The sequence below is a fragment of the Bacillus sp. N13C7 genome, assembly GCF_026790065.1.
Taxonomy (GTDB): Bacteria; Bacillota; Bacilli; order Bacillales; family Bacillaceae; genus Bacillus.
In genome coordinates this window covers 162,780-188,446 of record NZ_JALAMO010000013.1, presented here as the reverse complement: position 1 = coordinate 188,446, position 25,667 = coordinate 162,780, and the positions used below count along the sequence as shown (strand labels likewise).

29 protein-coding genes and 3 pseudogenes are annotated in these 25,667 nt (G+C 40.9%); 24 read left to right on the top strand and 8 right to left on the bottom strand.

Annotation, left to right across the window (positions count from 1 at the left end; translation table 11 throughout):
* Positions 1 to 63 precede the first annotated feature (63 nt).
* The 9 genes and pseudogenes from MOB98_RS15500 to MOB98_RS15460 all read left to right on the top strand — a co-directional run.
* Positions 64 to 489 (top strand): MarR family transcriptional regulator, encoded by a 426-nt coding sequence (locus MOB98_RS15500; protein ID WP_268359937.1) that lies wholly within the window; start codon positions 64 to 66, stop codon positions 487 to 489.
* A 486-nt stretch (positions 490 to 975) separates the two neighbouring features.
* On the top strand, positions 976 to 1,776 hold the full coding sequence (locus MOB98_RS15495) for an MsnO8 family LLM class oxidoreductase (protein WP_268359936.1): 801 nt from the start codon (positions 976 to 978) through the stop codon (positions 1,774 to 1,776).
* A 7-nt stretch (positions 1,777 to 1,783) separates the two neighbouring features.
* Entirely contained in the window at positions 1,784 to 2,917 is a 1,134-nt protein-coding gene (locus tag MOB98_RS15490; RefSeq protein WP_268359935.1) for an NtaA/DmoA family FMN-dependent monooxygenase, read from the top strand.
* 56 nt (positions 2,918 to 2,973) lie between these two features.
* Positions 2,974 to 3,195: a hypothetical protein gene (locus MOB98_RS15485; protein ID WP_268359933.1), complete on the top strand. Its 222-nt coding sequence runs from the start codon at positions 2,974 to 2,976 to the stop codon at positions 3,193 to 3,195.
* A gap of 163 nt (positions 3,196 to 3,358) precedes the next feature.
* Positions 3,359 to 4,444 (top strand): LLM class flavin-dependent oxidoreductase, encoded by a 1,086-nt coding sequence (locus MOB98_RS15480; protein ID WP_268359932.1) that lies wholly within the window; start codon positions 3,359 to 3,361, stop codon positions 4,442 to 4,444.
* A 235-nt stretch (positions 4,445 to 4,679) separates the two neighbouring features.
* Complete coding sequence (locus tag MOB98_RS15475; RefSeq protein ID WP_268359931.1) at positions 4,680 to 5,015, top strand: ribosomal-processing cysteine protease Prp; 336 nt, start codon at positions 4,680 to 4,682, stop codon at positions 5,013 to 5,015.
* 562 nt (positions 5,016 to 5,577) lie between these two features.
* Positions 5,578 to 5,756 (top strand): annotated as a pseudogene (locus tag MOB98_RS20840) (hypothetical protein).
* Entirely contained in the window at positions 5,714 to 7,174 is a 1,461-nt protein-coding gene (gene spoIVCA, locus MOB98_RS15465) for a site-specific DNA recombinase SpoIVCA (protein ID WP_268367182.1), read from the top strand. The pseudogene MOB98_RS20840 and the gene spoIVCA overlap by 43 nt, the downstream one beginning before the upstream one ends.
* A gap of 67 nt (positions 7,175 to 7,241) precedes the next feature.
* A pseudogene (locus tag MOB98_RS15460) lies at positions 7,242 to 7,361 on the top strand (DNA mismatch repair protein MutT); the annotation flags it as partial.
* Positions 7,362 to 8,056: 695 nt separating this feature from the next.
* Here MOB98_RS15460 and MOB98_RS15455 read toward each other — a convergent pair.
* Both MOB98_RS15455 and MOB98_RS15450 read right to left on the bottom strand, forming a co-directional pair.
* A complete protein-coding gene (locus MOB98_RS15455) occupies positions 8,057 to 8,686 on the bottom strand; it encodes an NAD(P)H-binding protein (RefSeq protein WP_268367177.1) in 630 nt (209 codons plus the stop codon).
* A gap of 337 nt (positions 8,687 to 9,023) precedes the next feature.
* On the bottom strand, positions 9,024 to 9,965 hold the full coding sequence (locus tag MOB98_RS15450) for an alpha/beta hydrolase (protein WP_268361252.1): 942 nt from the start codon (positions 9,963 to 9,965) through the stop codon (positions 9,024 to 9,026).
* Positions 9,966 to 10,244: 279 nt separating this feature from the next.
* Here MOB98_RS15450 and MOB98_RS15445 point away from each other — a divergent pair, with 279 nt between their 5' ends.
* Positions 10,245 to 10,658, top strand: coding sequence for a MerR family transcriptional regulator (locus MOB98_RS15445; protein WP_268361249.1), 414 nt, complete (start codon positions 10,245 to 10,247; stop codon positions 10,656 to 10,658).
* An 836-nt stretch (positions 10,659 to 11,494) separates the two neighbouring features.
* Here the strand turns inward: MOB98_RS15445 and MOB98_RS15440 are convergent.
* The gene (locus MOB98_RS15440) at positions 11,495 to 12,370 is read right to left on the bottom strand and encodes a nuclear transport factor 2 family protein (RefSeq protein WP_268361248.1); all 876 of its coding nucleotides are present in this window, start codon (positions 12,368 to 12,370) and stop codon (positions 11,495 to 11,497) included.
* Positions 12,371 to 12,640: 270 nt separating this feature from the next.
* Between MOB98_RS15440 and MOB98_RS15435 the strand changes: the two genes are divergently transcribed.
* Entirely contained in the window at positions 12,641 to 13,012 is a 372-nt protein-coding gene (locus tag MOB98_RS15435) for a winged helix-turn-helix transcriptional regulator (protein WP_311766009.1), read from the top strand.
* A 461-nt stretch (positions 13,013 to 13,473) separates the two neighbouring features.
* On the opposite strand, the pseudogene MOB98_RS15430 reads toward MOB98_RS15435, so the two are convergent.
* Positions 13,474 to 13,824, bottom strand: a pseudogene (locus MOB98_RS15430) (sigma-70 family RNA polymerase sigma factor); the annotation flags it as partial.
* A gap of 183 nt (positions 13,825 to 14,007) precedes the next feature.
* On the opposite strand from MOB98_RS15430, the gene MOB98_RS15425 reads away from it, so the two are divergent.
* Positions 14,008 to 14,418, top strand: a complete 411-nt coding sequence (locus MOB98_RS15425; protein ID WP_268361246.1) for a NucA/NucB deoxyribonuclease domain-containing protein — start codon at positions 14,008 to 14,010, stop codon at positions 14,416 to 14,418.
* A 31-nt stretch (positions 14,419 to 14,449) separates the two neighbouring features.
* Here the strand turns inward: MOB98_RS15425 and MOB98_RS15420 are convergent, their stop codons facing one another.
* Positions 14,450 to 15,172, bottom strand: a complete 723-nt coding sequence (locus MOB98_RS15420) for a DUF308 domain-containing protein (RefSeq protein ID WP_268361244.1) — start codon at positions 15,170 to 15,172, stop codon at positions 14,450 to 14,452.
* Positions 15,173 to 15,447: 275 nt separating this feature from the next.
* Here MOB98_RS15420 and gnd point away from each other — a divergent pair, with 275 nt between their 5' ends.
* Positions 15,448 to 16,341: a phosphogluconate dehydrogenase (NAD(+)-dependent, decarboxylating) gene (gene gnd / locus MOB98_RS15415; RefSeq protein ID WP_268361241.1), complete on the top strand. Its 894-nt coding sequence runs from the start codon at positions 15,448 to 15,450 to the stop codon at positions 16,339 to 16,341.
* A gap of 16 nt (positions 16,342 to 16,357) precedes the next feature.
* Here gnd and MOB98_RS15410 read toward each other — a convergent pair whose 3' ends face one another.
* Positions 16,358 to 16,984: a TVP38/TMEM64 family protein gene (locus MOB98_RS15410; RefSeq protein WP_268361239.1), complete on the bottom strand. Its 627-nt coding sequence runs from the start codon at positions 16,982 to 16,984 to the stop codon at positions 16,358 to 16,360.
* Positions 16,985 to 17,178: 194 nt separating this feature from the next.
* On the opposite strand from MOB98_RS15410, the gene MOB98_RS15405 reads away from it, so the two are divergent.
* The 3 genes from MOB98_RS15405 to MOB98_RS15395 all read left to right on the top strand — a co-directional run bounded on the left by MOB98_RS15405 (position 17,179) and on the right by MOB98_RS15395 (position 19,122).
* Positions 17,179 to 17,931 (top strand): N-acetylmuramoyl-L-alanine amidase, encoded by a 753-nt coding sequence (locus tag MOB98_RS15405; RefSeq protein WP_268367178.1) that lies wholly within the window; start codon positions 17,179 to 17,181, stop codon positions 17,929 to 17,931.
* Between the two features lie 249 nt (positions 17,932 to 18,180).
* A complete protein-coding gene (locus MOB98_RS15400) occupies positions 18,181 to 18,912 on the top strand; it encodes an SGNH/GDSL hydrolase family protein (protein WP_268361233.1) in 732 nt (243 codons plus the stop codon).
* Positions 18,913 to 18,987: 75 nt separating this feature from the next.
* A complete protein-coding gene (locus tag MOB98_RS15395; RefSeq protein WP_268361231.1) occupies positions 18,988 to 19,122 on the top strand; it encodes a hypothetical protein in 135 nt (44 codons plus the stop codon).
* A 137-nt stretch (positions 19,123 to 19,259) separates the two neighbouring features.
* Here MOB98_RS15395 and MOB98_RS15390 read toward each other — a convergent pair whose 3' ends face one another.
* Positions 19,260 to 19,400, bottom strand: a complete 141-nt coding sequence (locus MOB98_RS15390; protein WP_268361229.1) for a sporulation histidine kinase inhibitor Sda — start codon at positions 19,398 to 19,400, stop codon at positions 19,260 to 19,262.
* A gap of 360 nt (positions 19,401 to 19,760) precedes the next feature.
* On the opposite strand from MOB98_RS15390, the gene MOB98_RS15385 reads away from it, so the two are divergent.
* From MOB98_RS15385 to MOB98_RS15350, 8 genes are read left to right on the top strand one after another with little or no spacing between them, the layout of a single operon-like run.
* On the top strand, positions 19,761 to 20,279 hold the full coding sequence (locus MOB98_RS15385) for a YqeG family HAD IIIA-type phosphatase (RefSeq protein WP_003226126.1): 519 nt from the start codon (positions 19,761 to 19,763) through the stop codon (positions 20,277 to 20,279).
* Between the two features lie 3 nt (positions 20,280 to 20,282).
* Positions 20,283 to 21,383: a ribosome biogenesis GTPase YqeH gene (gene yqeH / locus MOB98_RS15380; RefSeq protein WP_268361227.1), complete on the top strand. Its 1,101-nt coding sequence runs from the start codon at positions 20,283 to 20,285 to the stop codon at positions 21,381 to 21,383.
* Between the two features lie 18 nt (positions 21,384 to 21,401).
* Positions 21,402 to 22,244 (top strand): shikimate dehydrogenase, encoded by an 843-nt coding sequence (aroE, locus tag MOB98_RS15375; RefSeq protein ID WP_268361225.1) that lies wholly within the window; start codon positions 21,402 to 21,404, stop codon positions 22,242 to 22,244.
* Positions 22,238 to 22,528 carry a ribosome assembly RNA-binding protein YhbY gene (yhbY, locus tag MOB98_RS15370; RefSeq protein ID WP_268361223.1) on the top strand — a complete coding sequence of 97 codons (291 nt, stop codon included), beginning with the start codon at positions 22,238 to 22,240 and terminating at the stop codon, positions 22,526 to 22,528. The genes aroE and yhbY overlap by 7 nt, the downstream gene beginning before the upstream one ends.
* Positions 22,529 to 22,539: 11 nt before the next feature.
* The gene (locus tag MOB98_RS15365; protein ID WP_003226135.1) at positions 22,540 to 23,109 is read left to right on the top strand and encodes a nicotinate-nucleotide adenylyltransferase; all 570 of its coding nucleotides are present in this window, start codon (positions 22,540 to 22,542) and stop codon (positions 23,107 to 23,109) included.
* Positions 23,099 to 23,659: a bis(5'-nucleosyl)-tetraphosphatase (symmetrical) YqeK gene (yqeK, locus tag MOB98_RS15360; RefSeq protein ID WP_268361222.1), complete on the top strand. Its 561-nt coding sequence runs from the start codon at positions 23,099 to 23,101 to the stop codon at positions 23,657 to 23,659. Before MOB98_RS15365 ends, yqeK begins: the two co-directional genes overlap by 11 nt.
* A 17-nt stretch (positions 23,660 to 23,676) precedes the next feature.
* Positions 23,677 to 24,033, top strand: a complete 357-nt coding sequence (gene rsfS, locus MOB98_RS15355; RefSeq protein ID WP_003237112.1) for a ribosome silencing factor — start codon at positions 23,677 to 23,679, stop codon at positions 24,031 to 24,033.
* Complete coding sequence (locus tag MOB98_RS15350) at positions 24,030 to 24,773, top strand: class I SAM-dependent methyltransferase (RefSeq protein ID WP_268361221.1); 744 nt, start codon at positions 24,030 to 24,032, stop codon at positions 24,771 to 24,773. Before rsfS ends, MOB98_RS15350 begins: the two co-directional genes overlap by 4 nt.
* A gap of 65 nt (positions 24,774 to 24,838) precedes the next feature.
* Here MOB98_RS15350 and comER read toward each other — a convergent pair whose 3' ends face one another.
* Positions 24,839 to 25,660, bottom strand: coding sequence for a late competence protein ComER (gene comER, locus MOB98_RS15345; RefSeq protein WP_268361220.1), 822 nt, complete (start codon positions 25,658 to 25,660; stop codon positions 24,839 to 24,841).
* Positions 25,661 to 25,667 lie beyond the last annotated feature (7 nt).

The following is a 25,667-nucleotide window of genomic DNA, read 5'->3' as shown; positions in this document are numbered from 1 at the left end:
AACAAAATTTTAACCGTGATACAGTTAGTCTGCTAAATAAGTTTTAGTGGTGGAGGCATATCTATGTATGATAAGGTTGATTGCGATATCCGTCAGTCGTTAGATAAAATTTCATTTCAAATGCGTCGAGATTATAGTGAAAGTCTAAGAGAACTTAATCTTTATGTAGGCCAAGATAATTTACTCTTTCGTTTATGGTTAGGCGATGGGGTAACACAAATGCAGCTATGTGAACATTTAAAATGTGAACCGCCTACGGTAACAAATATGGTTAAATCATTGGAGCAAAACGGATTTATATACCGTAAACGTGACGAACGCGATGCAAGGGTTATGCGGATTTTTCTAACAGACAAAGGTAAAGAATTAGAGAAACCCGTTGAGTTGATATGGAAACAACAGCAAGAAAAACTACTTGACTCAATCTTACCGGAAGAACGCTTAATTTTAAGGGAACTTATGAAGCGAATGGAGAGAAACCTGTTATAAGTTTTCTCTTCGTTATATTTAGGTTGCTAAATAATTATTTAGCAACCTAAATATTAAAAGTTCCATATCGTCCTGGCATTTTTTATTCGCTGCGTTGTTATCAACCCAAAGGTGAAGAATGCGCCACATTAATGTTTTGTCAGCAGGGGCCCTTAGCGGATACGAATTTATAACGTTATAGAAATTGAATATCTCAAAGAACTAATTTCTCAGTATGAAAATAAAAAAATTTCAAGGAGAGTTAAGTATGAGTAGTAATTTAAAATTATCAATATTGGACTACGTTCACATCTTTCAAGATGAAAAAACTGCCGATAGCGTTCGTAACACGACAGAACTTATCCAACTAGCCGAACAGTTAGGCTTTACACGTTATTGGTTTACCGAACATCATAGTTCACTTCATATTTTGAGTATGGCACCTGACCTATTGAGTAGTATGCAGCAACACATACCAAGCATATGCGTATCGGATCAGGGGGCATTATGCTGCCCAATTACAGCCCATTGAAAGTTGCGGAAAATTACCTTCTTCTTGAATCACTATACCCACAGAGAATAGATCTTGGATTAGGAAGGGCTTCAGGAATAGATGGAATAACCGCCCTGGCATTACAACGATCACAACAAGGATTTTTAGCCGATGACTTTGGAGAACAATTAGACCAATTACTGTCCTATTTTTCCCGTGATTTCGAAGAGGAACACCCATTCCGTAATATCAAACTGCCAGGGGATGCCTCTTTAACTCCCGAACTGTTTATGTTGGGATCCAGTCAAGAAGGGGTGCAATATGCCATTCAACAAGGGCTTGGCTTTGTATTTGCTTCACACCTGGCACCGAATCTCGCTGTCCCGGTACTCAGAGAATATCGGGAGAAATTTGTTCCTTCAAAGTATCGACAAGAGCCCAAAAGTATTCTAACCTCTATTGTCATTACAGCCGAAACAGAGGAAAAGGCGCAGGAATTAGCTAAACCGGTAGAAATTATGTGGGCAAGAATGATGACAGGCATCACTAATCTCCCCCTTCCATCTGTCGAAGAAGCAAAAAAATATAAATATACATTTGCTGAAGAACAGGCGCGTTTACACAACCGAAATCGGTTTGTTATCGGAAGCGTTGATAGGGTAGTGGCAAAGTTGAAAGAAATGGCTGCAGAAACACAAGTTGATGAAATTATGCTTGCTGATTTTTACCCTAATCAGGAAGCGCGTATAAAAGCATATTCATTATTAGCAGATGCATTCGATCTTAAAACAGATTATCTAGCAAAAGGAGAGTAATTAACGCATGAGCAAACGACAGTTGAAAATCGGATTTATTATGGATGGCGTTGGTTTGGGATATACGTCATGGAGACATCCTAATGTGCCTTCAGATGCGGGTGAAAATATTGACTTTCAAGTGATGCAAGCCAAATTAGCTGAATCAGGAAAATTTGATATGTTATTTATAACGGATCTTAGTCATATAGGACCTGAGAGTATGCCGACGCATCTCAGCATTTTTGAGGGGGTCAGTCTTCTATCCGCTTTAAGTATGATGACAGAAAATATTGGCTTAGGAGCAACTATCGCCACTTCCTTTGCTGATCCTTTTACCGTAGCTAGGCAAATGGCTTCATTAGACAAAATTAGTCATGGGCGCGCAGCTTGGAATGCAGTTACATCTTTAGACGGTAGTAGGGCAAATAATTTCAGTCGATCACATATTACGAAATCAGACTTGTATCCAATGCAAAAGGAATTTATGGAAATCGTTGAGAGGCTTTGGGATTCTTATGAAGATGACGCGTTTATCCGAGATAAACGAAGTGGTATATTCCTTGATCCTACAAAAATGCACCCTATTAATTATAGAGGACACTATTTTTCCGTGGATGGTCCACTCCCTATTACTCGTTCCCCTCAAGGTAGGCCGGTTATTATTCAAGTCGGAACATCAGAAGCTTTCCTGAATGTTGCGGCACATCATGCAGAGGCTGTAATGATGGGGGATGCTACAGAGTTGGAATATGCAAAACGGTTTATTCATGTACTTAAAGAAAAAGTAAAAGCGGCAGGGCGTTCGCCACATAATGTACTTGCCACGCGAATTGTACATGCAATTGTAGGGGAAACAGAAGCAGATGCCCGTAGAAAAGTTGATGAATTGGAACGGTTGCTACCTCCCTATTATAGAATGCCTGATAATCCATTCTTCGGATCAGCTGAACAAGTAGCAGAGGAGATTGAAAAGTGGTATTACTCAGGGGCGATGGACCTAATGTTGCTTAGACAAACACATCCGGAAACCCTTCAAGACTTTATTAAATATGTGGTCCCGATTCTACAAGAAAAAGGAATTTTCCGTAAAGAATATGAATCCAACACGCTGCGTGGAAATTTAGGTTTACCTTACCCACAAAATAGATATTCTATCTGATTAAAAATTGAAGTGGCTAAATTACACCGTAATAAAACAGAGGAGAGCTGTGACCAATGGAAATGGAGAACATTATTCTCACTTGTATAAAAGAACACCCGGGAATAAGTGCAAAGAAAGTAGTTTCTTGTTTGGATTCAAAAACAAACGGATTCAAAGGAAGAGAAGTAACGAATTCGCAAGCTTCTATTTTTAAACAATTAAGAATGCTGAAAAAAAGGGGAAATCTTCATAATAGCGGCGATCGCTGGTACGTATTGAAAGGCAATATAGGGTAGTCAACTCATTCATTTATTGATGTTACAGGAGGAGAACCTGTTGTTTTCACTTCAGTGACAGGGCGATGTAAAGAGAATGGCTACTTAGCAATCCTGCAATTATGGCTGTTTTACTAAGATGGCAACATTCTCTAAATAATTCTAATAGAAAGAAGGTTTATCAATGAATAATAGAAAAATGAAAAACAAGCGCATGATCCTGGGCGTGGTCCTGGGAAACAACTTTGGTAATAACCCCGCCACATGGCGCATGCCACACGTGGACCCCGGGTCCTTTACGAACATCGATGTCACGGTCGAGCAGGTACGGACAGCGGAACGAGGTGGAATGCAGTTCGTCTTCCTGCCCGACCGTCTCTTCATGCAAGGAGACCTGGCCACGTCACCGTCCCTGTTCAACATAGACCCGATCATCACCCTCTCGGCGGTGGCCCAGGCGACTGAACGGATTGGACTGATTGGCACGGCGTCCACCTCCTTCACCGAGCCGTACCTGCTGGCCCGTCAACTCAAGGCCCTCGATGTCTTCAGCCGCGGCCGGGCCGGATGGAACGCCGTGCCAAGCTTCGAACCTCAGGCCTTCGCGAACTTCGGCAAGAAACTACCGCCCCGGGAGAATAAGTACGAACGTCTTCACGAAACGATTCAGGTCGTCCAAGCGCTCTGGGGAAGCTGGGGATACGAGGCGGGCCAGCCTGACCAAGCCGGCATGTACGCCAACCCGGCCCATATCCGACCGGTCAACCTGCAAGGAAAGCACGTCGGAGCACGCGGACCTCTCCCCGTTCCACCGTCCGAGCAGGGTCAGCCGGTCATCATGATGCCCGCCAGCAGCGGCTACGGCTTGCAAGCGGCCGGCATGTACGCCAACGTTGTTATCGGAATGCCGTCCAGTATCGAAGAAAGCCGAGCCCTACGCTACACCGTGCGAGAGTCCGCAGTACAGGCCGGCCGGGACCGCGAGGAAATCAAGTTCGTCGTATTCGCCCCCTTCACCGGCTTCACCGCCGAGCAGGCCGCTGACCACCTCCAGGAATGGTTTGAAGCCGAGGCAGCTGACGGATTCGTGATGAACTTTGACGACTTCCATACCGAGATTGGCGAATTCGTCGATCGCGTCGTTCCGATCCTGCGCGAACGCGGCCTCTTCCACGACGGCTACGAGGGAAAGACACTACGCGATCACCTAGGGTTGCCACCGCAGTACGGACTCGACCCCCGCATCGCAACCGGATCCAATGAAAATTGAGGACATCATCCAGACTTGTATAAAAGAACGCCCAAGAATAAGTGCAAAGAAGATTGTTTCTTGTTTGGATTCAAAAACAAATAATTTATTAGTAACGGAAGAACGAATTCCCAAGCTATTTTTAAACAATTAAGCACCCTGAAGAAAAAAGGGAACCTTCATAATAGAGGTGATCGCTGGTACTTTATGAATGGTAATGTAGGATAGGTGCCATTTAGAAGGGAGGTACAGCGAATTGGTTAAAGTAGAAATTACTAGAAGCATTTCTGACGGTAACATCATGTCTTATCGATCTGAGGGTCATGCGAATTATGACGTACATGGCAAGGACATTGTTTGTGCTGGTGTATCGGCTGTAACATTTGGAACGTTTAACTCAATAGAAGCGTTGTTGGGGGTTGTTCCAAAACATACGATAGATCACGGATATTTGGAAGTGAATATACCTGGAAAAATGGAGTCAAAAACGTCTGAGCAGGTACAGCTTTTGCTGGAATCAATGGTGGTCATGTTGAACACTATCCAAGAATCTTACGATGAATTTTTAATTATCGAACAAACTATACAATAAGCGATAGATTATATTGTACCAATTAATTTTGAAAATCCTGCAGATTATTTATTTGTGAATAAATCAACTATACAATTAGGAGCTTTCCTTTAAAAAAGGAGAGCTCCTGTTTTTATATTAATATGGGGACATCATTGATGCAACGAAGGATCTTTTGCTACACAGTACAATTAGATAGTGACATTATATTATATGGCTATTTTAATAAGTGACACGTGAATATTCAGTGGTTTAATAACCTAAAAACAGTGCCCATTTTATTGAGGTAGTTGAAGAAAGAGGATACCAAATGAACAGGTAGGTATCTTTATCGTTTTATCTCACCATTTTTTACCATATTTCTTATAACGTATAGAAATGGTGCAAAGTGAATATACAGAGTGTAATGAAAATAAGCTTTCATAACTAACGATATGGATTTACTATGTTGAGGGATTAGTAAGTGTCAAAAAACCGATGGTTTTACCATCGGTTTTTTTTACTAATTTTTCATACTCATTGAAAATCACCTCATTAGGACAAACAGTTATTACATAGCATTACCCGAGGGGTGATGCATTTTATGAAGGTAATAATCATCGAGGGACCGCAAGCTGACAAATGCATTAACGATTGCTATCATTATTTAATAAAACTTTATAGGAAGGAGATCCAGGGTGATAGCAATATATGTAAGGGTATCGACCGAGGAACAAGCGATCAAGGGATCGAGCATCGACAGCCAGATCGAAGCCTGCATAAAGAAAGCAGGGACTAAGGATGTGCTGAAGTATGCCGATGAAGGATTTTCTGGCGAGCTTTTAGAACGTCCGGCTTTGAATCGCTTGAGGGAGGATGCCAGCAAGGGGCTTATAAGTCAAGTCATTTGTTACGATCCGGACCGTCTTTCTCGGAAATTAATGAATCAGCTTATCATTGATGATGAACTCCGAAAGCGAAACATACCCTTGATTTTTGTTAATGGAGAGTACGCCAATTCTCCAGAAGGTCAATTGTTTTTCGCAATGCGCGGGGCAATCTCAGAATTTGAAAAAGCCAAAATCAAAGAACGGACATCAAGTGGTCGACTTCAAAAAATGAAAAAAGGCATTATCATTAAAGATTCTAAACTATATGGCTATAAATTTGTTAAAGAGAAAAGAACTCTTGAGATATTTGAAGAGGAAGCAAAAATCATTCGGATGATTTTTAACTATTTCACCGATCATAAAAGCCCTTTTTTCGGCAGAGTAAATGGGATTGCTCTACATTTAACTCAGATGGGGGTTAAAACAAAAAAAGGCGCTAAAGTATGGCACAGGCAGGTTGTTCGACAGATATTAATGAACTCTTCTTATAAGGGTGAACATAGACAGTATAAATATGATACAGAGGGTTCCTATGTTTCAAAACAGGCAGGAAACAAATCTATAATTAAAATTAGACCTGAAGAAGAGCAAATCACTGTGGCAATTCCAGCAATTGTTCCAGCTGAACAATGGGATTATGCTCAAGAACTCTTAGGTCAAAGTAAAAGAAAACACTTGAGTATCAGTCCTCACAATTACTTGTTATCGGGTTTGGTTAGATGCGGGAAATGCGGAAATACCATGACAGGGAAGAAAAGAAAATCACACGGTAAAGACTACTATGTGTATACTTGCCGGAAAAACTATTCTGGAGCAAAGGACCGCGGCTGCGGAAAAGAAATGTCTGAGAATAAGCTTAACCGTCATGTATGGGGGGAGATTTTTAAATTCATCACAAATCCCCAAAAGTATGCTTCTTTTAAAGAGATTGAACAATCAAATCACCTGTCTGATGAATTAGAACTCATTCAAAAAGAGATAGAGAAAACAAAAAAAGGCCGCAAGCGTCTTTTAACGCTAATCAGCCTAAGCGATGACGATGATTTAGACATAGATGAAATCAAAGCACAAATTATTGAACTGCAAAAGAAGCAAAACCAGCTTACTGAAAAGTGTAACGAAATTCAATCAAAAATGAAAGTCCTGGATGATACAAGCTCAAGTGAAAATGCTTTAAAGAGAGCCATCGACTATTTTCAATCAATCGGTGCAGATAACTTAACCCTTGATGATAAAAAAACAATTGTTAACTTTATCGTGAAAGAAGTTACCGTTGTGGATTCTGACACTGTATATATTGAGACTTATTAAAGAGGAGTTTACATTTTGAAGCTCCTCTACATCAATTAAATGGACAAGTTTAATAGGAGGAATACATTTGAACCCAATTAAAAAAGCCTATCGTTATGTTACAAGAGATAATGAGGGGGAAACTCAGGTTTTAGTATTTCAACATCCAATTAAAGAAGCTGGAATCCAGATCCCTAAAGGTACCGTATTATCAAGACTAAAATTAAAATATTATAGATAATATAAGGACTCATACATATATTATACATGTCTAATATGTATGGGTCCTTTATTAAACTAAAGCCCCCCTTTACTTTAAGTGTAATGTTTCACAAACATCTATTTAATTCTCATAGCAATGTAATTAGTGAATTCATTCAACAGTGTTGTGTCTTCATCCAATTCTTCCAAGCATTCTAATGCAAACTCATAATGTTGATGTAACTTATCTTTAGCAACCTCTAGTGTAAGTATAGATGGATATGTATTTTTCAAGCTTATAATATCCAGTCACCTGAAGGTGCGGACGGCGCAGACTCACGTGATCCAAATTCTAACCTTTTCCCTTTAACATTTCATAACCAACAGTAGGATGCAATCTCATCACATCCCAATGAATGTAATCAGCTTAGCGTTTTTTCTTACTCTAAGCCCAAGGCTTAGAATCATTAGTGGACATCAAGTATAGGCTCTGAAAATACTAAATGACCGCTAATGTTTTATTAGCGGTCATTTATAGCGACTAAGACTACAAGAGTTATCTACATCGCCCATATCCTCCACTTTAAATGTACTTCTTTTTGTTGTCCCTCGAGACCCGTTAGGCGTTTTTCAGTACCCTATAACCGTCTATGAGCTCCATAACGAGGGTGACTTTACTGTTTACTGTCTGTCAACGGGTTGCTATTGTTTGTTTGGATTAGCTAGGGCTAAACTATCTTTTGAACCATAGTCTGGATTATCAATAATTTTTAATACCAGGTCAGCTACACTTTGTCTAGAAACATAATCTCCATCATATTGTTGATGCTTAGTAGTTACTTTATAGTTGATTTCTTCGTTGTCGTTAAGCCAAGGAAGACGAAGGACAGTATAATCTAAATCTGAATTAGCCAGTAATTTTTCAGAGTTAACAACTGCTGTAAGTACACTTTGAATGGCATTCATATTCATTCGACCAAATTCACCTGGTACTTCATCATAGATCCCAATGGTATTACTTGATATCACTCTTTTAACGTTATTATTATTCATTGCCTGTATTACATTTTTTGTTATTTTGTTATCAGGATTAATATCGACATTTGAAACGTATACAAGATCCTGACCATTCATGGCTTGATTTACTAGGTCAAAGTCTTCAAGATCACCTTCAATGATATTTACACGAGGTTGGTCAGATAAATGAACTAAGCGTTTACTGTTTCTTAAGACTAAAGTTAAATTAATATTGTTAAATTTTGGATCCGACAATAAGCGTTGCTCTACAATTCTCGCAATTCGACCATTTGCAGCTAAGATTAACACATTCATTCAGACAACTCCTTTTCTCTCTTGGTTTATGAAAGCCATTTTATTAATTTGTAATTTATAAAGCTAATTATTGAAATGACTTCTAAAATTACATATTATTTTTTCCTATTCTTACTTCATTCGGAAGTTCTGCTACAATGGTATTCAAAAATTTTGCATCTACGAATGGATTTGAATAGGACTGATACAGGTGCCTACTGAGACATAACCATTTTCTGTATCACCTTCTACCATGAGGGACTATTAGTAATTACCTAATCACTGTTTTCTACTCCTATATCAACCCATTCTTTAAATAGAGAAAACTGCCCCAAAATGGGCAGTTTAAAAAAGATTGCTACTTTAAATTCTCGATAAAGAATGATTCTAATTTGTCAAATGGGATGAGGTCTGTTCTGTCGTACAAATCGATATGTCTTGCATCTTTGACAACAACCAATTCCTTTGGTTCAGCAGCCATCTTAAAAGTATCTTCAGTAAAATAGCGTGAATGTGCATTTTCACCCATGACAAACAAAATCGGTCTTGGTGAAATGGATTCGAGATCAGAAAGTAAAGGGAAGTTAATAAAAGACATATTACTTGTAAGTGTGAATGCACCTATTGAATTGGGATGCTGTCCACGAGGTGTTAGATAAAATTCATAAATTTCACTTGTAATAGGGTCTAATCCTTCTGGGATTTCGGCAGGGTATGTTGGACCCAACTGAGGAGTTCCGTTTTCAAAATCCTTCCAACGTTGCTCGCCAAGTTGTTTAAGGAAATCACTGCGTTGTTCATTGGTCATACTATCTTGCCATCCGTTTCGTATATAGCGACTTATTTCGTACATGTTTACGGTGGCGATTGCCTTGATGCGAGGATCAACCTTCGCAGCAGAAAGAACAAATCCGCCACTGCCACAGATGCCGATTGCACCGATCTTATTTCTATCGACATATGAACGAGTACCTACATAATCAACGGCTGCACTGAAATCTTCTACAAATGAATCAGGTGAAGAAATGTGACGAGGTTCTCCGCCACTCTCTCCGTTGTATGCTGGGTCAAATGCAAGAGCTACAAATCCGCGTTCCGCCATATTTTGTCCATAAATACCAGAACCTTGTTCTTTCACACCACCATAGGGTCCGCCGATAATAACGGCTGGATATTTCTTTGAATTGTCCAAATCCTTTGGCAAATAAAGATCTGCCGAAACTTTAATTCCGTACCTATTATTATATGAAACTGTTTCCCTTGTTACTTTCTCGCTTAACTTAAAAATATAATGTGACATTTTTAAAACATCCTCTCTTCTTCTATTTTTTGTAGTAAAGGTTCACAGTTCATAGGATAAATCTTAGAGTCGACTCTAAGTCAAGGGGTTTGTTCGTTTTTTTTCTGGCCTCAGTAACATTTAGCTTATCCACCTAAACTGCTTTGTAGTCATCACTTCTTCTGTCATCCAGGTGTCTTTCTGTTTCCTCTTCTAAGTCAATACTGACAATCCACTCTTACCGTGGTAAACTTTATTTTAGAGTTAACTTTAAGTCTTGAGCAAGTGGGGGGATAAGTAATGAAGAAATATTCCATAAGCGAAGTTGCGAAACAATTTAATCTTACATCACACACTCTACGCTACTACGACAAGGAAGGTTTGTTGCCTTTTGTCGAAAGAACACCTAGTGGAATACGGTTATTTAAAGAGTCAGATATGGGTGCAATCCAAATCATTGAGTGCCTAAAATCATCCGGGATGCCGATCAAAAAAATAAAAAAATTCATAGACTGGTGTTCCGAGGGAGACTCTACTCTGCAGCAACGATATGAGATGTTCCTCGAGCGGAAGGCTGCTGTAGAAGCACAGATGGAAGAACTTAAAAAAACATTGGAAGTCATTGATTATAAATGCTCATATTACAAATCTGCATTGGATGCTGGAACGGAAGATATCCATAAAAGAGACAAGGAACAGGTTTCAGTTACTTAATGGACGACTTTCAAACAATTAAGCAGATATAATGTTGTAATTAAATCTTTATAAATCGGCAATAATACTAAGTTCTTTAGTCCCTTTCTTCCTTCTATACTTCTATATAGGTGTGATGCAATTGAAAACAAAGATCCCGGACTTACAATAGTCCGGGATCTTATTGATTACCTGATGAACTGCTGATCGGCAACAGGAAAGGTGGTAAGCCATACTCTATTCTGAAAATCTCCGCCCAAGTTTCTTCATCCTCCTGTTATTCCTCCGATTTTCGATTAAATCGATTTTAAGGGGTATTTTGGTACCCACTTACTAAAGGATGTTTATTTATTTTCCTGCATCGTACTTTAATATAAAAAATCCCCATTTTACGGGGATTTCAAAAGCACCTATCTTTATGTCGCCTGACGTTGTCGAAATCTGGCCCAATTGTACATATCAAGTTCAACCATACAGGCAAAAGTTTAATGCCATTATTGGTGTGTCTCATTGACGAGCTTTGGTCCCAGCCGAGTTCCGCCGCCAATGAGGGCTCCACGGATGCGTATAATACTATGTTTTGCACTTTTTTGCTTCCCGAAGATCAAAACATAACTTCCACGTTAAAAACCTGCTCGCAGACTTAACTTCACTCCAATACAATGTAGTATATCCGAATAATGGAAGTGTACTTATTAAACAAAACTGCCCGTTAGCTGAACGAAAAAGGAGCAGCTGCCGCGACCGGCAAGCTCTATTCTATTTTCAATTAACATTTCCAGTTAGCTTAATGGTTAATCTATTAAATTAATAACACATTTTATCAATAATTCTTTACCTTCATACTGAGTTTTCCTTTATTTAATTACTTTCACATTATCCTTACCCCAATAAGCCATTACTTCAATAATTTTACCTGCTTCATCAAATTTCATGACATCAATGATTTGAATATTAACTTCTTGTCCTTCAAATTCCAAATCAAGATCGAATGCCATAGCTGCTGAATTACCAAAAGATGTACGAATCGGAGCCACTAACTCCGCTTTTTTTCCAACAGGCAAAGAGTCCTCCAAAGAAAATCCCTTGGTAATTTGCAAAGGTTTTGTACCAACTGGATCTGCACCCAACGCATTATCCGCAAAATTATCCATAAATGGTGTTGCGGTAACTTTCTTATTAATAAGATCAATATGGTTTTGCATAACATTTCTCATATGCTCATCTGTAGGAGTCTTTGATACCTCCGTATTCTCCATAAAATTAGCTAGAAAATCTTTCAGTTCTCCTCTGATGATTTGGACATCATCTTTACCCCAATAAGCCTTTAATTCAACGATCTTACCTGCTTCATCAAATTTCATGATATCAATCACTTTTATAATAACTTCTTGTTCTCCAAAATCCATATGAATAGTAAATACCATAGCTGCTGAATTACCAGGAGATGTACGAATTGGTGCTACTAGCTCCGCTTTTTTCATAACAGCCAGACCGTCTTTCTGGAAAGACTTTATAGATTCAATCCCTACTATAGGTTTTGTACCAACTGGATCTTCAACCGACGAATTATCTGCAAATAAATTGATAATCGCTTCTGCATCTTTCTTATTAATATTATCAATATAACTTTGCATAACATTCTTCATATATTCTTCTGTAGGCGTGTCTGATACCTCTTTACTCTCCATATAAATTCTTAGAACGTCTTGCAAACTCATTTCTTTAGACATTTTAAATTCCTCCTGTGAGAAGTATGGCTTAAGTAATCATTTATGCTGCACTAACTCGTTAGGTAATCGCGAGATCAGCGCCACATGAAGTATTTCATGGTCCTGGCTAAGATATTTATATTATTCATTTAGGATTACTCTCCTTTAATTAATTTGCCATCGATTGAGTACATGAATTACAATATAGTCATTACTCTTATTTTTGAAGAGGGCAATAATAATTGCTATAGTACTTTTTTTTGTACTTAATAGCAGAATGAAGGTGAAATGGTGTCTAAATTATGTAACAATGGGTTTGAAGAAGTAGATAAAGATACATTAAGTGAAGATTGTATGGATATATATGGAATAACCTATTCCCAAACCATACTTTCAGGACGCTGGAAATATCTGATTCTTTGGTATTTGAAGTTTAAAGAACGTCGTTACAATGAAATCAAAACTTTCTTAGGGGGGATTTCACAAGGGTCACTCACAAAGCAACTTCGAGAGTTAGAAGCAGATGGCTTAATTAATCGCAAAGTTTATCCCGAGGTGCCACCGCGTGTTGAGTATTCATTAACATCAAAAGGTGAGCAATTAATTCCAATCATTGATCTAATGGAGGAATTTGGAAAGAAGTTTGGGAACAAATTAGATTAATCATATTGGGTATGTTTAAAGCAGTCGCCAATCGGCAATCTGCTTCGTGTGCTCCCTATGAACTAACGTTTCCCGTTAGTTCAATATAAGGGAAATAGATTCGTCAATCGAAAGCCATGAACCTCTGCGAGTAGGTGGTTGTTGTCTACGTGGCGTAAACATTTGATCGACAACCGCGAATATCAATTGTTATTGTACTCGCAAAACTGGGTCTTCCAGAGTTTTAGAAATGTACGGTTAACTCTCTTGCTAGTTGAAGTTCTTATGTGCCTAAGTACTATGTACAAAAGTGTACTTTTTTGAAATCTTATCTAACAAAAAGAAGCTTCCCTTTGGAAACAGCCTTTATCATTTCGCTAATTATCATATAGCGGTTATTGTAGTAGCAGAATGAATAATTTAGACTTATATAAAATAAAACTCATGAAAGTAAGCGTCACTTGTTTGCACCCCCCTTTTGTAATTACAATCTCATTTTCAATACACCGCGCGGCATACGTCGCCAGCTTTGTCCCTTTTCCGGCGGAATAGCTTTCAATTCCTTTGATCAGCCCGATTGTTCCGATGGAGATTAAGTCCTCTGCATCCTCACCTGTATTTTCAAATTTTTTCACAATATGGGCGACCAAGCGAAGATTATGCTCAATCAGCATGTTTCTGGCATGTTCATCCCCTTTAGCCATGAGCTCTAAGTATTTTTTTTCCTCGCTGCTTGAGAGCGGTTGTGGAAAGGCATTGTTTTTCACGTAAGATACTAAAAAGACAAGCTCTTTAACAACAAAGCCGAGCGCTGCGAAAACACCTGTCACCATCGTCACCTCCACAAAAGTATGTAGGCAAAAGCCTATATGTAAATGTATGTGAGCGGGAGGCTGTCTGTGTCTGTACCGGGAAATTTATCGCAGGGAGCCGCTGCTGGCTAGCTTCAAATTTTATAAATAATCTTTCACATGCGCCCATACATTGAAATGGAATAAATGTATAGGGGGATGGAAATGAAAAAATGGATGGCAGGCCTACTTCTTGCAGCAGCGGTTTTTCTTTCTTTCATGGTTCCGCAGCCGATCAAGGGAGCTTCTTTGTATGACAAAGTGTTGTATTTTCCGCTCTCTCGTTATCCGGAAACAGGAGATCATATTAGAGATGCGATTGCAGAGGGACATTCTGAGATTTGCACCATTGACAGGGATGGAGCGGATAAAAGGCGGGCGGAATCGTTAAAAGGAATTCCGACGAAGCCGGGGTATGACCGGGATGAGTGGCCGATGGCCGTTTGTGAGGAAGGCGGTGCAGGAGCTGACGTCCGATACGTGACACCTTCAGATAATCGCGGGGCCGGCTCGTGGGTAGGGAATCAAATGAGCGGTTATCCTGACGGCACGAGAGTACTGTTTATTGTGCAGTAAATAGAAGAGGCTCAATCTTGAGCCTCTGTTGTTACGAACCTTCATGATGCTGAAGGTTCGGAGGATAGGTCTCTGCTTTTCGCCAATACTGGCGTGTTCCTTCGTCTCGAACAACGATGCCCAGCTGTGCCAGTTCGAGACGGAATTCTTCAACATCGTCTGTTTCCTCGTCTTTCAGTGCATTGTGACGAGCTTTCAATAAAGCATGGGCGCCTGGGGAGAGGTCTGGTGCATCAGGGATCCACCGGCGAAATTGACCTTTAAATGGATCACCATCTGCTGCCCATTTATATTTATGCTTTCTAAAGGCCTTCTCGACCTTTACTGGTTTTTCATCAAATTCTTCGCGTACCAATTCATATCCGGCTGTTCCAAGGAGGACAAGCCGTTTGTGATCGATAAACACAAGAGCGATGTCGTCGGAACGAATCGTTTGCACTTTCTTTCCTGTGATTAATTCCACTGTGTCATCTGTAATCTTTACAGACAGCAGCATTGCAATAACCGAATGAGCGAACCAAATTCCCGCGGACATCACGAGCAGTGCAGTGATAAATGCAGCTGATGAGCCCTGAAAAGAGGTGATGATACGGAGCGGTCCTTCAAAATGAATCCACTGAAGGGATAAAGCCCATTTTGCAATCTGCGGAATAAAATACCCGATTGTAAGGCCGATCATTCCAAGTGCAGCATATAAAAAGTATGCTGCGGTTTTCGTAACTCCAATGAGAGTGTGAGATTGATCCTTCAACATGTCACCTTCTTTTACTGAAAAACTCTAATTCTCTTCCCATATTTTAACTTAATGGGTTGGGAAATCAAGGATAAGTTAATGGTTTTATAAAAGGAGAGCTCAGAAACGGAGATGGGGGGGCGCAGACGGTATCGGGAAATCAAAAACACAGGCTGCATAAGAAACACACCTTTTGCAGTGAAATCCTATAAGCTCATATGGTTTTTGCGTATCACAATACAGTTCACTGGGAACATAAAGAGTAAAGGCTTTTTAGACAACCAGGAGGAACTGACATGAAATTTGGATTAATCGGCTTAGGGAAAATGGGCATAAACATAGGAAAGCAATTCTTGGACCGTAATCATCAAGCGGTCGGGTATGATGTAAATCAAGCGGCTGTTGATGAACTGAAAGCATATGGCGCTGAAGGTACAACGAATCTAAACGAATTGGTATCTTCATTAGATACGCCGCGTATTCTATGGGTCATGGTGCCGCACGGTGTTGTGGACACTGTATTGCGCGATGTGACACCTTTATTAAGTAACGGCGATATGATCATCGAGGCCGGAAACTCTCATTATAAAGAATCGATTCGCCGCTACAATCAAATGAAAGAGGCGGGTATCTATTATCTTGATGCCGGAACGTCGGGCGGAATGGAGGGAGCGCGCCATGGAGCCTGTTTTATGGTGGGAGGAGACCCTGAAGCCTGGGACATTGCGGAGCCGCTGTTTCGGGATGCTGCCGTCGAAAACGGATATCTTTACGCTGGTGAAGCGGGAAGCGGACATTTCTTGAAAATGATTCATAATGGCATTGAGTACGGAATGATGGCAGCAATCGGTGAGGGATTCGAAGTGCTTGAAAACAGCCAATTTGATTTTGACTACGAAAAGGTTGCAAGAGTGTGGAATCATGGCTCTGTCATTCGTTCTTGGCTAATGGGGCTGACCGAGCGTGCTTTCTCTAAAGATGCGAAGCTGGATCAGATCAAAGGCATTATGCATTCTTCGGGAGAAGGGAAATGGACGGTGGAAACAGCGCTTGATCTGCAGACAGCAACCCCGGTGATCGCCATGTCGCTTCTGATGAGATACCGCTCTTTAACTGACGATTCGTTTACAGGAAAGGTTGTTGCTGCGCTTCGAAATGAATTCGGAGGCCATGCGACAGAAAAAAAATAAGGGGGAACAGGCCTCCTTATTTTTTTTGCACTTTCAGCAGATGAGGGAACTTTTTATAAATCATCAGCATAATGATCAGAATGTAGGCTCCATAAATGCTGAGAGACAGTAATTTATTGCTGGCAAAATTGGCACCCGCGATGGTAACAACGACAATATTCGGGATTTTTCCTATGAAAGACGCAACGAAAAAAACATGCCAGCGCACCTGACTCAGCCCGCATATCACATTCATAACAAGAGAAGGAATGACAGGAATGAGCCTTCCTAATAAAACAGCTGTAAAGGCATTTTTGTGGAAGGAGGCCTCGTAGCTTTGGATGGCAGGGTAGGACTGTACTTTTTTTCTGGCCCAGTCTCTAAAGCTGTACCTTGCGAGAAAAAACAGCAGCATTGTACCAAGCATTGAACCGGTCAGCGTGATCCAAATCCCGTTTGCCATTCCAAACACTGCGCCATTTAAAGCGGCTACCAAAGCAAACGGCACAATTGGGAAAAAAACATCGGCAGCAATCAGCAGCATACTGAATAAAAAAGATAACATCCCACCTGCTTTGATTGCATCAAGCCAGGCTTCTTTCTGGAAAAAGCCGACTGCAATGATAGTAATCATTATGATAATACCTAGTATCTTTTTTAACATGTCTATGGTCACTCCCAACTAAGATGATGTCAGGAGCCAAAACCTCCGTCATCTAGGGTTAGTATAACTGGTGTCATTTCAGCGGTTCAACTGAAAACGATGTTTAGACTGGGAACACAATTCTTTTTTATCTTGTAAAATAGGCTGTCCATTTCTCTGTTTTCTGCATTCTTTAATAGTAGGGAGGGATAGAAATGGTAACGATAAAAAAGGATTTTATACCGGCATCAAATGATAATCGCCCCGGCTATGCGATGACGCCTGCTTACATTACGGTGCATAATACCGCGAATACCGCAAAAGGCGCGGATGCGAAAATGCACGCCAATTATGTGAAAAATCCAAGCACAACTGTCAGTTGGCATTTTACAGTTGACGATTCAGTCATCTATCAGCATCTTCCTTTAAATGAAAACGGCTGGCATGCGGGAGACGGTACAAATGGGACAGGCAACCGCAAATCGATCGGGATTGAAATCTGTGAAAATGCAGACGGGAATTTTGATCAAGCAACAGCAAATGCCCAGTGGCTGATCCGAAAACTAATGGAGGAAAACAATATCCCGTTGAATCATGTCGTTCCCCACAAAAAATGGTCCGGTAAAAATTGTCCGCGCAAACTCTTGGATCACTGGAATTCTTTTATCAACGGAATTTCTTCCTCCGATACACCTCCAAAAGAGCCATCTCCAACATATTTGCTGCCATCAGGTATTATAAAACTCACATCGCCTTATCGAAAGGGCACGAAAGTCCTGCAGTTGCAAAAGGCGTTAGCCGTGCTTTATTTTTATCCTGATAAGGGTGCCAAAAATAATGGGATAGACGGGGTTTATGGACCAAAAACTGCAAATGCCGTCAAACGTTTTCAGCTTATGAACGGATTAACTGCAGACGGGATCTATGGCCCAAAAACAAAGGCCAAGCTCAAATCGAAGTTAAGATAAATGCAGAGTTAAGGGATAACCTGTTTCCAGTACGGATTCAGGTTGTCTTTCCTTTAGCCTGCGTGTTTTTTCAATTGAGAAGAAGGGAATTTTAACAGAATCACCAGATATGCAAAAAGGAAAGCAGCATGATTTTCACTGAGGGGGACACGTTAAACAATAGGAAAAAACAATTATAACAAAAAACTCTTCGTTGAACGAAAGAGAACAGAGGTATAACATTAAGGTGAGGCTTTTGGAGGTGTAAAGATGAAACATTTTTTTATCCTTTTCCTTCTGCTGTTCATTGCAGCGGGATGCGATGGAAAGGGATACGAAGACGTTGTGGCATTTGGTGACAGCAATACGCGAGGCTCTAATTGGGACTATCGCGACTATCCCAAAGCACAGCAGTGGGTCAATATATTAAAAACAGCTGAACGAGGAAAGCTAGATATACTCAATGCGGGAATTGGCGGACAGACAACAGAGGATGCCCGTCTGCGGTTTCAGACAGATGTGCTGGAACAAAAACCGAAGCATTTGTTTATTATGTTTGGCACCAATGACGCCGCGATCCTAACTGAGGGAAAACCGAGAGTGTCGAAACAGCGTTTTAGAGAAAATCTGGTTTATTTTATTAAAGAAAGCAGAAAACACGGAATCAAGCCGATCTTAATGACATGTATCCCAATTATTGAAGGAAACGGGAAGAACCATCTCTTTTACTATTCCAGATATAAAGCAGCTGCTTTTGAACCGAAAGGCGGGGCGAGGAAATGGCACAACTCATACAATGATATTACAAGAGATGTGTCGAAGCGCCTGGATGTCCCTCTTGTAGACAACTGGAAGCATTTTATAGAAGCAGACGGCGGAAAAGCAACTGATGAAGCGCTTATCCAATCCGGTCTGATAGATCCTTCAGGCAATCATATGACACCTAAAGGGGCAAGGATTGTATTTGAAGGAATACAAGATGGGCAGGTTTTGAAGCGCTGAGCCGGACAACGGCCTAAGCCATTTTACTTCTCCTACATAGGCTGTTGTAAAACCTTATTAAAGGAGGCGCTTCACATGTGCAGCGGTTATTCTTATTCGTATCCTTTCGGAAGCTGGCCATATGGCGCCAGCAGAGCGTATGGATACGCTTTTATCGTTGTTTTAGTTGTTGTTCTCCTGGTTGTGGGCGGCATATATTGGTTTGCATGATAACCAGCCCTTTAAAACACCTCTTTTTAGGGGTGTTTTTTGCTGAAAACAGTAGTAAAGCGCGTAACCGAAGTGATATAATATCAGTCATCTGAGTAAAAAAAGGAAATACGCCCGGAAAAATTGACAAATTCCTATTAAGAAGATACGGAAATAATATGTCCGAGCGATCTTCTTTTTATTTCGTTTTCAATTAACTCGATAAAGTCACGGTTTAACTTCATTTCGGTGGCTTTGAAATAAGATTCTATTAGTAATTCATCAGACAGTTTTCTCATGCTAGGAACCCAATTAATGGGAGAGACACCTCCTTAAAAGTTGGAATCATTCATGATTTTGACGCATACATTGGTAAGTTGCGTACATCTGAGCTGAAGTTATCTTTAATCTACCATGAAATGCATATAAGAACAATCGTTCTGTTATCCACACCAAAAAGTGGATAACTTGTGAGTATCGTGTTTATAATTTGTCTAAAGAGTGATGTAATAAGAGTGGATAGTGTGTGTAATTTTATCCACACCTGGTGAAGAAACCCAATTTTTGTCGAAATTTTTTTGCTCAGTTTTTCTTTAGGCGCAAGTTCGATTTTTTTCGACAATCATTTTAAAGAGAAAGAAAAGGGAAGGGTGCGGGTTTTGTTAAAAAAGTTTTTTTTACCTGACGAGTTTGTAAAAAATATTTTTCATATTACACCTGAGAAATTAAAGGAACGAAATGTAAAAGGGATTATTACTGACCTGGATAATACGCTTGTTGAGTGGGACAGACCGAACGCGACGCCGCGTTTGATCGAGTGGTTTGAAGAAATGAAGGAGCACGGCATTAAAGTGACGATTGTCTCTAATAATAATGAAAGAAGAGTAAAACTTTTCTCCGAACCGCTTGGAATCCCATTCATCTATAAAGCAAGAAAACCGATGGGCAAAGCTTTTAACAGGGCGGTGCGCAATATGGAGCTGAAAAAAGAGGACTGCGTTGTCATCGGAGACCAGCTGCTGACCGATGTGCTCGGGGGAAACCGAAACGGCTACCATACAATTTTGGTCGTGCCTGTTGCTTCCTCTGACGGATTCATTACGCGCTTTAACCGCCAGGTCGAACGCAGAATACTGAGTGCTCTCAAACGAAAAGGGCACATTCAGTGGGAGGAGTAAGAAATGGAAAAGGTTGTTTGTATCGGCTGCGGAGTTGCAATCCAAACCGAAGACAAAACAGGTCTGGGTTACGCGCCGCCAGCATCGCTTACGAAAGAAAATGTGATTTGCCAGCGCTGCTTCAGACTGAAAAACTATAATGAAATACAAGATGTTTCCTTAACGGATGATGATTTTTTAAACATTCTTCACGGAATTGGGGAAACGGATTCACTCGTTGTTAAAATTGTTGATATTTTTGATTTTAACGGCAGCTGGATCAATGGGCTGCAGCGCTTGGTGGGAGGAAACCCTATTTTATTGGTTGGCAATAAAGCAGATATTTTGCCTAAATCATTGAAAAGAGAGCGTCTGATCCAGTGGATGAAGCGTGAAGCGAAGGAGCTTGGCTTAAAGCCGGTTGACGTATTTTTGGTCAGTGCGGGACGCGGCCAGGGGATCAGAGAAGTGATTGATGCGATTGAGCATTATCGCAATGGCAAAGACGTCTATGTTGTCGGGTGTACCAATGTAGGGAAGTCAACTTTTATTAACCGGATTATTAAAGAAGTGTCAGGGGAAGAAGATATTATTACGACATCTCAATTTCCGGGCACAACCCTTGATGCAATTGAAATCCCGCTGGATGATGGCTCAGCGCTTTATGACACGCCGGGAATTATCAACCACCATCAAATGGCGCATTATGTCAATAAAAAGGATCTGAAAATACTATCTCCTAAAAAGGAGCTGAAGCCTCGCACATTTCAGCTTAATGATCAGCAAACATTGTATTTCGGCGGACTTGCAAGGTTCGATTATGTGTCCGGAGATAGATCTCCTTTTGTTTGCTATATGCCGAATGAGCTGATGATTCACAGAACAAAGCTGGAGAATGCAGACGCGCTTTATGAAAAGCATGCAGGGGAATTGCTCACACCTCCGGGAAAAGATGAAATAGATGAGTTTCCGGAATTGGTTGCCCATACGTTTACGATAAAAGACAAAAAGACAGATATCGTATTCTCCGGGTTAGGCTGGGTAACAGTGCATGACGCCGATAAAAAAATAACGGCTTACGCGCCAAAAGGCGTTCACGTATTTGTTCGGCGCTCATTAATTTAATGAAAAGGGGAGAGGAGTATGAAGAAGCTGTACGGAGTTATCGGTAATCCGATTGCCCATTCCATGTCACCTGATATTCATAACGCATCATTGATAGATCTCGGATTAGACGGACATTACCATGCCTTCAAAGTAGAAGAAGATGATCTGGAAGATGCGGTAAAAGGAATAAGAGCACTTGGCGTACAAGGAATTAATGTGACTGTCCCTCATAAGGTTTCCATTCTGGATTATCTGGATCATATTGATGAAAGTGCAAAAGTGCTCGGTGCCGTAAACACCGTCAGAAGAGAGGGAGACAAGCTTGTCGGATACAATACCGACGGGGAAGGCTTTGTGAAGTCATTATTGAAGGTATTGGACAAGCCTATCTCAGAACTGTCATTCTTAATGATCGGCGCGGGCGGTGCGGCAAGAGCCATTTTTACAACAATTGCCCGAGAGGTTCCAAAAAGGTTTGACATCTGTAACCGGACGTTGGAAAAAGCAAAGCAGCTTACAGAATCCACTCCCTCGTTTCACAATAAAGAAGTGTTGAGCATAAAAGAAGCAGAAGAGCGGCTTGAGCAGTATGATGTTATCATCCATACAACGTCTGTAGGCATGTACCCGAACGTGGACGAAGTGCCGCTTTCATTAAAGCATGCAGCAAGCAGTGCTGTCGTATGTGATATCGTGTATAATCCAATTCAGACGGCTCTTTTAAAAGAAGCAAAACAAAAAGGCCTGAAAACACTAGATGGAGTGGGCATGTTTGTTGAACAGGCAGCATTGTCTTTCCAATTGTGGACTGGACAAGAGCCTGATATTGAAAAAATGAGATCCATTGTAATAGGAAAATTAGGAGGAACAGAATGTTAACAGGTAAACAAAAACGTTTTTTACGTTCAAAAGCGCATCATCTAACGCCGATTTTTCAAGTAGGCAAGGGCGGAGTAAACGACAACATGATTAAACAAATTGCTGAGGCGCTTGAAGCGAGAGAGCTGATTAAAGTCAGTGTTCTTCAGAATTGCGAAGATGATAAAAATGATGTTGCGGAGGCTCTTGTAAAAGGAAGCCGCTCTCAATTGGTGCAGACAATCGGCAATACGATTGTGTTATATAAGGAATCAAGGGAAAATAAACAAATCGAGCTTCCTTAAAGGTGGTTGAAATGAAGAAAATCGGAATTTTCGGAGGCACGTTTGATCCTCCGCATAACGGTCACCTCTTAATGGCCAATGAGGTGCTGTATCAGGCGGGGCTTGATGAAATTTGGTTTATGCCCAATCAAATTCCGCCGCATAAACAGGACGAAGACTATACGGACAGCTTTCATCGTGTGGAAATGCTGAAGCTTGCGATACAGTCTAATCCGTCCTTTAAGCTGGAGCTGGCTGAAATGGAAAGAGAAGGGCCTTCATATACCTTTGATACTGTTTCTTTACTGAAGCAGCGTTATCCTAATGATCAGCTGTTCTTTATTATTGGTGCTGATATGATTGAATATTTGCCGAAATGGTATAAGCTGGACGAGCTGCTGAACCTCATTCAATTTATTGGAGTAAAGCGCCCCGGTTTTCATATTGAAACCCCTTATCCGCTTCTCTTTGCAGACGTTCCGGAGTTTGAGGTATCATCTACTATGATAAGGGAACGGTTCAAAAGCAAGAAGCCCACTGACTACTTAATCCCTGATAAAGTGAAGAAGTATGTAGAGGAGAATGGTTTATATGAATCGTGAGGAGGCACTTGCCTGCGTTAAGCAGCAATTGACCGAACACCGATATATCCACACAATTGGCGTGATGAACACGGCGATCGAACTAGCGGAGCGTTTTGGAGCCGACTCCAAAAAAGCAGAAACAGCGGCTATCTTTCATGATTACGCTAAATTCCGCCCGAAAGAAGAAATGAAACAAATTATTGCGCGCGAAAAAATGCCTTCGCATCTATTGGATCATAATCCGGAGCTGTGGCACGCTCCGGTCGGCGCATATTTAGTCCAAAGAGAAGCGGGGATCCAAGATGAAGACATTCTTGACGCCATCAGGTATCATACCTCTGGGCGCCCCGGCATGACACTCTTAGAAAAAGTCATTTACGTTGCTGATTATATTGAGCCTAACCGGGCCTTTCCCGGTGTCGATGAGGTACGTAAGCTTGCTGAGACAGATTTGAATCAAGCGCTGATTCAATCCATCAAAAATACAATGATATTTCTTATGAAAAAAAATCAACCGGTTTTTCCAGACACGTTTTTAACGTATAACTGGCTTGTGTCTGGCAACTGAACAGGAGGAGTTTGTGAATGAACCAAAAGTCCATTTTAAAGATTGCAGCTGCGGCTTGCGATGATAAACGGGCAGAGGATATTTTAGCACTGGATATGGAAGGCATTTCTCTAGTTGCTGATTATTTTCTGATCTGCCACGGGAATTCAGATAAACAGGTGCAGGCGATTGCTCGTGAAATAAAGGATCAGGCTGAAGAAAACGGCATTCAAGTCAAAAAGATGGAGGGCTTCGATGAAGCAAGATGGGTGCTCGTTGACCTTGGTGATGTGATTGTCCATGTCTTCCACAAGGATGAAAGAAGCTATTACAACCTCGAAAAGCTGTGGGGAGACGCTCCGCTCGCAGATCTTGAGCTTGGAATGAATCAATGATTTATCAAGGTTTTGCAAGCGTGTATGACGAGTTAATGTCACACGCACCTTACGATCAATGGACAAAGTGGATTGAAGCATCTCTCCCGGAAAAAGGCAGTATCCTTGATTTGGCATGCGGCACGGGAGAAATCTCAATCCGGCTTGCCGAGAAAGGCTTCGAGGTCACCGGCATCGATCTCAGTGAGGAAATGCTTTCTTATGCCCAGCAAAAGGTCTCTAGTAACCAGCCGATTCTTTTTCTTCAGCAGGATATGCGTGAGATTAGCGGCTTTGAGGGCCAGTTTGATGCTGTTGCAATATGCTGCGACTCATTAAATTATTTAAAAACGAAAAATGATGTCATCGAAACCTTTAAAAGTGTATTTAGGGTATTGAAGCCTGAAGGCATTTTGCTGTTTGATGTTCATTCATCATATAAAATTGCTGAGGTTTTTCCAGATAGCACATTTGCTGACCAGGACGAAGATATCAGCTATATTTGGCAGAGCTTTGCGGGAAGTGAAGGGCTATCTGTCATTCATGACATGTCGTTTTTTGTGTGGAACGGAGAAGCGTATGACCGTTTTGATGAGACGCACGAGCAAAGAACGTTCTCAGTGGGGGAATACGAAGAAATGCTGAAGAGCTGCGGCTTTCAGCTTCATCGCGTGACAGCTGATTTTACGGATTCAGAGCCATCAGCACAATCAGAACGCCTGTTTTTCAAGGCGCAGAAATCAAAAACCATCGTTTCCTAAGACGATGGTTTTTTAAAATGCTTTTTTGTGCTTTTGCAGGACAGAAAAAAGTATGACATACTCGCCTACACATGAAATTGCTTTTTCACTGCTGAAATATCCTCCTCGTACTTCAAATGGGTATTTTGAAATACCCGGTGAAACATATCCTGTACACCGCTTTCAAGCGCTTTAATGCCTTCTCCTGTCACACCGCCTTTAACGCAAACCTTTTCCTGTAATGCAGGCAGGGTATACAATTCGGTTTCTAACAGTTTTCCCATTCCGACCAGCATTTCCTTACACATCAGAATAGCGTCCTGTTTAGACACTGACGTTTCTGACACGGCCGCATCAATAAACCGCTGAATCAGATAGCTCATAAAAGCGGGACCGCAGCTTACGATATCTGATGCCACCCGCGTGATATCACTTTCAATTTGCAGCGGATGAGAGATGTGCTCCATCAGCTCATTGATTTTCGTTTTTGCCGTTTCTCCGCAGCTTGTGCCGAAAGTGACAAGAGAAACACCTGCAAGCGCCCTGTTCGTTATACTTGGAATCACTCGCGCCACTTGGCACGGCACATACTGTTCAAGCTGTTCAGTTTGTACTGGGCTTGTAATGGAAATGAGGATATGATCCTTTCTTAAATAAGGCACCGCTCTTGCTAATAAAGGATATATATCCAGCGGCTTAACACAAATAAAAATCATTTCGTTTTCAGAAACAAGCTTTTCCAGACTTTCTGTTACGTTTATGCTGTTGTAGCGTTTTTTTATGCGCAATGCTTTATCAATTGTGCGGTTTGTGATTGTTATATTTGAGGGATCGGCTGCTTTTGACTCGATAAATGATTCTATAAGGATCGTACCCATATTTCCTGTGCCGATAAAGCCTATCTTCACTGGTTTC

Excerpts from the sequence above, each read along its gene's own strand:
- MOB98_RS15485 (WP_268359933.1), top strand. The coding sequence starts at position 2,974 with ATGGAAATGGAGAACATTATTCTCACTTGTATAAAAGAACACCCGGGA.
- MOB98_RS15390 (WP_268361229.1), bottom strand. The coding sequence starts at position 19,400 with ATGAGAAAACTGTCTGATGAATTACTAATAGAATCTTATTTCAAAGCC.
- MOB98_RS15400 (WP_268361233.1), top strand. The coding sequence starts at position 18,181 with ATGAAACATTTTTTTATCCTTTTCCTTCTGCTGTTCATTGCAGCGGGA.
- MOB98_RS15405 (WP_268367178.1), top strand. The coding sequence starts at position 17,179 with ATGGTAACGATAAAAAAGGATTTTATACCGGCATCAAATGATAATCGC.
- MOB98_RS15495 (WP_268359936.1), top strand. The coding sequence starts at position 976 with ATGCTGCCCAATTACAGCCCATTGAAAGTTGCGGAAAATTACCTTCTT.
- rsfS (WP_003237112.1), top strand. The coding sequence starts at position 23,677 with ATGAACCAAAAGTCCATTTTAAAGATTGCAGCTGCGGCTTGCGATGAT.
- MOB98_RS15410 (WP_268361239.1), bottom strand. The coding sequence starts at position 16,984 with ATGTTAAAAAAGATACTAGGTATTATCATAATGATTACTATCATTGCA.
- gnd (WP_268361241.1), top strand. The coding sequence starts at position 15,448 with ATGAAATTTGGATTAATCGGCTTAGGGAAAATGGGCATAAACATAGGA.
- yqeH (WP_268361227.1), top strand. The coding sequence starts at position 20,283 with ATGGAAAAGGTTGTTTGTATCGGCTGCGGAGTTGCAATCCAAACCGAA.
- MOB98_RS15450 (WP_268361252.1), bottom strand. The coding sequence starts at position 9,965 with ATGTCACATTATATTTTTAAGTTAAGCGAGAAAGTAACAAGGGAAACA.
- MOB98_RS15445 (WP_268361249.1), top strand. The coding sequence starts at position 10,245 with ATGAAGAAATATTCCATAAGCGAAGTTGCGAAACAATTTAATCTTACA.
- MOB98_RS15480 (WP_268359932.1), top strand. The coding sequence starts at position 3,359 with ATGAATAATAGAAAAATGAAAAACAAGCGCATGATCCTGGGCGTGGTC.
- MOB98_RS15365 (WP_003226135.1), top strand. The coding sequence starts at position 22,540 with ATGAAGAAAATCGGAATTTTCGGAGGCACGTTTGATCCTCCGCATAAC.
- MOB98_RS15490 (WP_268359935.1), top strand. The coding sequence starts at position 1,784 with ATGAGCAAACGACAGTTGAAAATCGGATTTATTATGGATGGCGTTGGT.
- MOB98_RS15395 (WP_268361231.1), top strand. The coding sequence starts at position 18,988 with ATGTGCAGCGGTTATTCTTATTCGTATCCTTTCGGAAGCTGGCCATAT.
- yhbY (WP_268361223.1), top strand. The coding sequence starts at position 22,238 with ATGTTAACAGGTAAACAAAAACGTTTTTTACGTTCAAAAGCGCATCAT.
- yqeK (WP_268361222.1), top strand. The coding sequence starts at position 23,099 with ATGAATCGTGAGGAGGCACTTGCCTGCGTTAAGCAGCAATTGACCGAA.
- aroE (WP_268361225.1), top strand. The coding sequence starts at position 21,402 with ATGAAGAAGCTGTACGGAGTTATCGGTAATCCGATTGCCCATTCCATG.
- MOB98_RS15420 (WP_268361244.1), bottom strand. The coding sequence starts at position 15,172 with ATGTTGAAGGATCAATCTCACACTCTCATTGGAGTTACGAAAACCGCA.
- MOB98_RS15425 (WP_268361246.1), top strand. The coding sequence starts at position 14,008 with ATGAAAAAATGGATGGCAGGCCTACTTCTTGCAGCAGCGGTTTTTCTT.
- MOB98_RS15440 (WP_268361248.1), bottom strand. The coding sequence starts at position 12,370 with ATGTCTAAAGAAATGAGTTTGCAAGACGTTCTAAGAATTTATATGGAG.
- MOB98_RS15500 (WP_268359937.1), top strand. The coding sequence starts at position 64 with ATGTATGATAAGGTTGATTGCGATATCCGTCAGTCGTTAGATAAAATT.
- MOB98_RS15350 (WP_268361221.1), top strand. The coding sequence starts at position 24,030 with ATGATTTATCAAGGTTTTGCAAGCGTGTATGACGAGTTAATGTCACAC.
- MOB98_RS15455 (WP_268367177.1), bottom strand. The coding sequence starts at position 8,686 with ATGAATGTGTTAATCTTAGCTGCAAATGGTCGAATTGCGAGAATTGTA.